Here is a 6,663-nt window from a genome sequence, read left to right on the forward strand (position 1 = left end):
CGATCGCTCCTTTCCCCTCCGGGGCAAGCTCACCACCTCCTACATTGTCTCCGCCTTGGCCAAGACAGAAGCGGTTTCCTCGGGCTTTGATGAGGCGATTCTCCTCAACGCTCAAGGAAAAGTCTGTGAAGCGTCGGGGATGAATCTCTTCTTGGTGCGGGATGGACAACTGATTACGCCGAGCGTGGATCAGGATATTCTTGAGGGCATCACCCGCCGCAGTGTCATTGAACTGGCGCAAGCAGCTGGGGTCAAGGTGATGGAGCGACCCGTGGATCGCACGGAACTGTTGATTGCGGATGAGGTCTTTTTAACCGGCACGGCTGCGCGAATTGTGCCCGTCAGTCGTATTGAGACCTACACTCTGCCTAGCGATCGCCCCCTGACACTCCAACTGCAAAAACAATTACAGGCGATCGTTGAAGGCCGAGAGCCGCAGTATCGCCATTGGATTGATGTCATTCCGCTCTAGCTCAAGCGATTCTGATCGGTTGGGGTGAGATACTTGCACAGCCTCAGTTCAGTACCCTGGGCATTCCAATAGACCTCATCAAAGATCGCATAGATTAAAAATAAGCCCCGACCACATTCACAGTCGGCGGCTGGCAACAACTCATCAGCGGTTTCAGAAACATTACTGGGGGGGGAGAAGCCATCCCCCTGATCCGTAATCACCCACCAGCACTGATCAGGCGCAAAGGTATAACGCACCAGAACTAACTTCTCGGGGTTGAGTTGATTGCCGTGGCGAGCCGCATTAACGAGGGCTTCTTGGAGGCCGAGCCTAATTTCGTCTTTGTATTGGGGGGGAAGATCACTGATGAGAATCTCGAGGATGGGTTGGAGAAAAAGTGTCGAGGGAAATGCTAGGGTCTGCCACTGAGGCGCAACGTACATTAACGTCATAGACGGCATAACCCGCGAAGGCTAACTGGGCAGCGGGATACAGATCCGAGACAGATGAGAGTCATTGGCGGATAACCGAACCCCTCTCCCTTTAGCTTAGCAAGGGAGTTGTTGCTCACACAACCGCCGCCTGGCTGGCCAATCTTTGGGGGGCCTAATGCAGGCGATCGCCAAAATAGCGGCGGTAAAGATCACAGCGCACCTTAGCCAAATTCCCCTCTAGGGTAATCAGTCCCAAACTGTGGAGCTTAAAGCCAATAGTGCTATCAACAACACTGCCGTTGTCTGCTTGCAGAATCTTCCTAAAGGCGGGTACCAGGTCTTTTTGCTGCTGGAGATGCCACCACTGTCGCCGCAGGTGATCTCGATATAACCCCGTTTCTGAGGCTGCATTGGCCATTAGCTCCTGCCATGTGAGGTCTTGGCGGGCGAGATGATAAAGACTCAGACGAATCAGGTAGGGATGCCCCCCCACCAAGTGCTGAAGGTCTTGGAGCTGCTCTTCTGAGAGACTCAGGCCGTGAAGGCGGCACAACTCAGCAATTTGTGCTTGGGTGAATTCCGGCAGATCAATGGCTAAGCCAACGTTAAAGGGAGATTGGTTAATATCCAGGGGAATGTAAACCTCGGTGCCATGCACCACAATTAGACGGAGATTGCGCCAAATATCGCGGTTTTTGCCCTCCTCATGCCATGCCCGCAACAGGCCAAAGAAATCACTGGCCACTTCCGGATATTCAAACACCCGATCCACTTCGTCTAGGCCGAGAACAAGGGGGCGACCCTCAAATTGTGTCCCCGGTTTCTGGCAATTGGGTAAGAGATACTCCTCAAAATAGGCAGTGCAGTTATATTTACTGCCAAAAATGTCATCCCAATACTCATTGAGGCGGTTTTCTAGCCCTAGGCGCCGTCCAACACTGGCACAGAGCCAACGCAGTAGTTTTTCCAAATCACTGAAGACTTGGGCATCCGCCAGTTGGAAACTGAGAGGAACAGTGCCATAGCCCTCTTGGGTGGCGCGGTACAGCAGCCGTGCCATGAGTGAGGTTTTGCCCATTTGGCGGGGAGCTTTGATGCGAATCAGGGAGCCGGGTTGCAAGAGGGTTTCCCGACAACGCTGCTCAATAGGAGGCCGCTCAATATAAAACGCCGAGGCCACTTCCACTTGCCCTTCCGGCAGTTCTGGCTCAGCCACGGGAACAGGGGCACTATCACCAACGAATGTATTCTTTTGATCTGGTTCAGCAATGGTTTCTTGGGGGGCATCGCTACTGGTGGCCACAGGGGCCGTGGTCGCATTCACCAAGTCGAGAATTTCTTGCAGCAGGGTGTCGGTATCCGCTGGCGATCGCCAGAAGCGCTGTTGCAGTCGATGCAGGTAGCCCCGCAACTCATAGTTCAAGGGCATATCCAGCGGAAAATTGACCCGCACAGGCAAGATAAAGGGACGGCGATCGCCCCGGTGGGCTTGCAACTGTTTGACGGTGCGGACTTCCTCGAGCACCATTTCACTTTGAGCTGCCGTTTGCGAGAGCAACAGAACAAAAAAATCACACTGTTTGAGCTCCTGATCAATCCGCTGTGCCCATGCTTCCCCGAGACGGATACTTTGGCTAGCCATAAAGGGTTGGTGACCCGCCTTTTGCAAGGCCTCTTGGAGCGCACTTGCCAATTGCAAATCGGTGCCGTGACTGGAGTGACTGATAAAAATACGGCGACCTTGGTTGGGAAAGGCGGCGGTGGCTGCCGGTGGTGAGGACAGCGGTTTGGGTTCGGTGGCTTTGGGGGGTAGCGTGGAAACAGGGGGTAGTGGACGGGGTGGCGCCTCACCTGCCTTTGGCGATCGCCAGAGGTCTTGAACGGGAGTTCTGAGAAATTTGCCAAGGCGAAACCAAAAAGATTTGGGCACCTCTACCTGTTGCAGACTGGCAAGGGCATCGGCAGCCGTAGCAAAGCGTTCATAGGGAGAAGGGTGAATGAGCTTATTGACAAACTGCACTAGGCGATCGCTCACCGGTTCAGTGGCTTGCCAACACCAACAGCCGTAGGGGTTTTGGGTGAGTTGCAGGGGACTCAACCCCGTTAATGCCTGTACAGCCACCATTCCCAAGGAATAGAGATCGCTGGCCGGGCGGGGCCGTCCTTGGGCTTGCTCTGGTGCCATATACCCCGGTGTGCCAATGGCGATCGTCTGCGGATTCGCATCTCCCACTAAGGTACCGCCGCCAATGGAGACCCCCATTTCCTTCACAGCACCAAAATCAATGAGGACCAAGCGGTGATCCAACTGGCGACGAATTAAGTTATCGGGTTTAACATCACGGTGGATGACACCACATTCATGCACAAAGCTGAGAACTCCGAGGGCATCTTGGAGCAGCTCAATCACCCGTGCCTCTGACCACGCACAGCCCGGCAACAATTCCTGCCGTAGGACTTGACCCTCAACGAAGTCTTGGACAAGGTAAAACTCGTTGTCCTCCTCAAAGTAGGCAAGGAGGCGGGGGATTTGGTCATGAGTGCCCAGCCGCTCTAGAATTTGTGCCTCGCGCTGAAAGAGCGATCGCGCCAAGGGGAGAAAGGCCGCATCCCTACGGGCAGGGCGCAGGTATTTAACAACACACTTGGCCCGAATAGGCCGATGAACATCCTCTGCCAGAAACGTTTGGCCAAAATTCCCAGCTCCCAAGACTCGAATGAGTTTATAGCGCCCGCCAAGGGTTTTCCCAATCATGATAATTGTTTTTTACCGGCGTCTCCTTGTTGATATATCTTGGCACAGCCCTTCCCCGCTCCACCATCAGAGTGCCCCCAGGGGGTATTTGGCGCTAAGGATCGCATGCCGCACAGGAGATAGGAAAACCACCCTTGCACTCCCAGACATTGCAAAACCAGACATTGCAAAAGAGGAGATAAAAGGACTCGATGCCGCTACCGCAGGATCATGAATAGACTGACGACGAGGCTCAGTAGGAAACAGCCCACACTCCCAATGGCATGGGCCGGGAAAACTCAAAGGCCTCCCTTGAGCGATCGCCCTGGGGACAGTATTTCCTCAAATTTCTCAAAGAACTAGCTCGGTACCTTGGGCGCTGGATTCTTGCATTTTACACCTGCCACTAGGGGAAAGCAGCCTTTATAGCCTTAGCGGAATAATTTGACCAAAAAGGCCGAGGCTCCAGATGGTTTGAATGGGCAGTTCAGTTACAAAGAGGGTGGCAACGCCAAGGTTATAGGCTTGGGTGTTGTAGGCGATGTAACGTTCAATCTCTTCTGCTGGGCGGGATTCGAGTTGGTCACAGACTTCCAAAGCCACCATAGCTATGCCGCTATTGCGATTGATGATCTCTGGGCACACCTGAGTCAAAAGGAAGGTATTGATTTCCGTTGCGGTATGGCGTTGATAGTCGGCAGGGGTGGGATTGGTGAGGCAGGCCGCAATAATCCCCAACAGCAAGAAGGCACCACCGCTGCACCAGAGAGGGCGTGCCCTGATTTGGGAAAGGAGAGGCACTTTCATGGGAGAATTCTCTATGCTATGCTAGAAAACTAGCTTAGGAAGCATGGCGAGCGTAGCCAAGTGGTTAAGGCAGTGGATTGTGGTTCCACCATTCGTGGGTTCGAGTCCCATCGCTCGCCCTTTATTCTAGTGGATAATGTACCGAGCGGGTGTGTCTGTGGCACAACGGCTACTGTGGGGATGTCTTGTACTGTTGCTGAGCCTGCTGCTGGTTGCCTGTGGCGGTGAGGGGTCGCGCCAAGGGGATCAAAGTCTTGTCATTGGCACCACGGCTCGCCTGCGCACCCTTGACCCCGCTGATGCCTACGAAAACTTGGCGGGCCTGCTTCTGTTCAATTTGGGCGATCGCCTCTATACCTACAAAGGCAAAGACCTCATTCCCCAACTGGCCACTGCCTTACCCGAAGTTAGCGAAGATGGCCTCACCTACCGCATTCCCCTCCGGCGGGGGGTTTACTTCCACGATGGGACGCCCTTTAATGCTGCGGCCATGGCCTTTTCCCTGCAGCGATTTATGAATAGTGGTGGCCAGCCCGCCTCCCTGCTCGCAGGACGAGTCAAAGAAATTAAGGCGATCGCCGAGGACTTGCTGGAAATTCGCCTTAAGGAACCCTTTGGGGCTCTTCCCCATTTGTTGGCCTTTAGTGGTTTGTGTGCTGTTTCTCCTACGGCCTATGGCGCAGCGGGCAATCGCTTCTTGCCGACCCAATTTGTGGGCACAGGCCCTTACCGCCTAGCGGCCTACAGGACGGATGGGGTGCGCCTTGAACCCTTTGCTGACTATTGGGGCACCAAACCCGAAAATGCTGGCATTCGTGTGCAAATTTTCTCCAGTAGTGCCAATCTCTACAATGCCTTTCGCACGGGGGCAGTGGATGTGGTGATCGGTGCTCTCGATCCGAATCAAATTCGCGCCCTCAAGAGGCAAGCGCCAACGAAGCACTGGCAGGTAATTACGGGGGCAGGCAACGCTGTGACCGTCCTGAGCATCAATGTGCGCCAACCCCCTTGGGATCAATTGGCGGCGCGGCAGGTTTTGGCTGCGAGTGTCAATCGTCAGCGCCTCGTAGAACGAGTCTTTTTGGGGGAAGCAGAACCCCTGTACTCCTTAGTGCCGAGTTTATTTCCTGTGAGTGAGCCCGTCTTTCGCGATCGCTATGGAGACGGCGATTCTAGCCAAATAGAGCACTGGTTGCAGAACACGACTATTTCACCGCAGCAGCCCTTGGTGGTGAACCTTTGGTACCGTGCCAATGTTCCCAGTAATGTCTTGGCGGCAACGGTTCTGAAAGCCTCCCTAGAGCGGGATTTGGGCGATCGCGTTCAGGTGCAACTAGACAGTGCCGATTCCGCCACGATCTACCGCAATTTAGAAAGTGGAGCCTATCCCTTGGTCTTGCTCGACTGGTACGGTGATTTCTACGATGCCGATAACTACCTTGAACCCTTCCTGAGTTGCGATCGCGGTTCCGTAGCCACCGGCTGTGAAAGGGGTGCCAGTGCTGCGTGGGGGTCGTTTTTCTACAGTCCTGAGGCCAATGCTCTCATTGTTGCCAGTCGCCGTGAGGCCAATCCCCAACGCCGCGGCGCCCTCTTGCGTCAGCTTCAGGAACTCAATGCTGAGGCCGTGGCCTTTTTGCCCCTGTGGCAGAGTCAAACCACCCTCTTTGCCCAACCCCAGTTGCGGGGGTTAGCCCTTGATGTCAACCAGCTCTTTGCCTTTGCCCCCCTGCGGAAGAATCAATGACTCCCCGAAAGCAACGCTTGGATAGTCTTCTTGTGGAGCGGCATCTATGTGAGAGCCGCCAACAGGCACAACGCTGGATTCGTGCTGGCGAAGTTCAAGTCAACCATATTCCCATTGATAAGCCGGGGACGCTGGTGGCTGTGGATGCCACAATTCAGGTGAAAGCAAAACCCGCCTATGTTTCGCGGGGGGGTGAAAAGCTTGCCCATGCCCTGGGGGTCTTTCCGGTGGTGGTGCGCGATCGCGTGTGTTTGGATGGCGGTATTTCCACAGGCGGCTTTACGGATTGTCTGCTGCAAGCGGGAGCCCAATTGGTCTATGGCATTGATGTGGGCTATGGCCAAGTGGATTGGAAACTGCGCCAGGACCGGCGCCTTATTCTCAGGGAACGCACTAACCTGCGTTATCTAACCCCCGCTGATCTGTACACCGACGATGGACCCCGACCCGATCTGGGGGTGGTGGATGTCTCTTTTATTTCCTTAAC

At 54.6% G+C, this 6,663-nt stretch carries 6 protein-coding genes and 1 tRNA gene; 4 read left to right on the forward strand and 3 right to left on the reverse strand.

Annotated features, from left to right (window positions below):
- Positions 1 to 472, forward strand: a 472-nt coding sequence (locus H8Q75_RS05020; protein ID WP_297040845.1) for an aminotransferase class IV, incomplete at its 5' end; no start/stop codon positions are given.
- Here H8Q75_RS05020 and H8Q75_RS05025 read toward each other — a convergent pair.
- From H8Q75_RS05025 to H8Q75_RS05035, 3 genes are all read right to left on the reverse strand, one after another.
- Positions 469 to 915, reverse strand: a complete 447-nt coding sequence (locus H8Q75_RS05025) for an ATP-binding protein (RefSeq protein WP_041429015.1) — start codon at positions 913 to 915, stop codon at positions 469 to 471. The genes H8Q75_RS05020 and H8Q75_RS05025 overlap by 4 nt on opposite strands.
- A gap of 145 nt (positions 916 to 1,060) precedes the next feature.
- Positions 1,061 to 3,643, reverse strand: coding sequence for an AAA-like domain-containing protein (locus tag H8Q75_RS05030; protein WP_024124316.1), 2,583 nt, complete (start codon positions 3,641 to 3,643; stop codon positions 1,061 to 1,063).
- Between the two features lie 402 nt (positions 3,644 to 4,045).
- Positions 4,046 to 4,429 (reverse strand): DUF4359 domain-containing protein, encoded by a 384-nt coding sequence (locus H8Q75_RS05035; protein WP_024124315.1) that lies wholly within the window; start codon positions 4,427 to 4,429, stop codon positions 4,046 to 4,048.
- A 46-nt stretch (positions 4,430 to 4,475) separates the two neighbouring features.
- Here H8Q75_RS05035 and H8Q75_RS05040 point away from each other — a divergent pair.
- The 3 genes from H8Q75_RS05040 to H8Q75_RS05050 form a co-directional block, all read left to right on the forward strand.
- A tRNA-His gene (locus tag H8Q75_RS05040) sits at positions 4,476 to 4,548 on the forward strand.
- Between the two features lie 38 nt (positions 4,549 to 4,586).
- Positions 4,587 to 6,176 carry an ABC transporter substrate-binding protein gene (locus H8Q75_RS05045; RefSeq protein ID WP_297040847.1) on the forward strand — a complete coding sequence of 530 codons (1,590 nt, stop codon included), beginning with the start codon at positions 4,587 to 4,589 and terminating at the stop codon, positions 6,174 to 6,176.
- Positions 6,173 to 6,663, forward strand: a 491-nt coding sequence (locus tag H8Q75_RS05050; RefSeq protein ID WP_297040848.1) for a TlyA family RNA methyltransferase, incomplete at its 3' end; no start/stop codon positions are given. The genes H8Q75_RS05045 and H8Q75_RS05050, both read left to right, overlap by 4 nt.

Origin of the sequence: Thermosynechococcus sp. OHK43 (genome assembly GCF_014466085.1) — a bacterium.
GTDB lineage: Bacteria > Cyanobacteriota > Cyanobacteriia > Thermosynechococcales > Thermosynechococcaceae > Thermosynechococcus.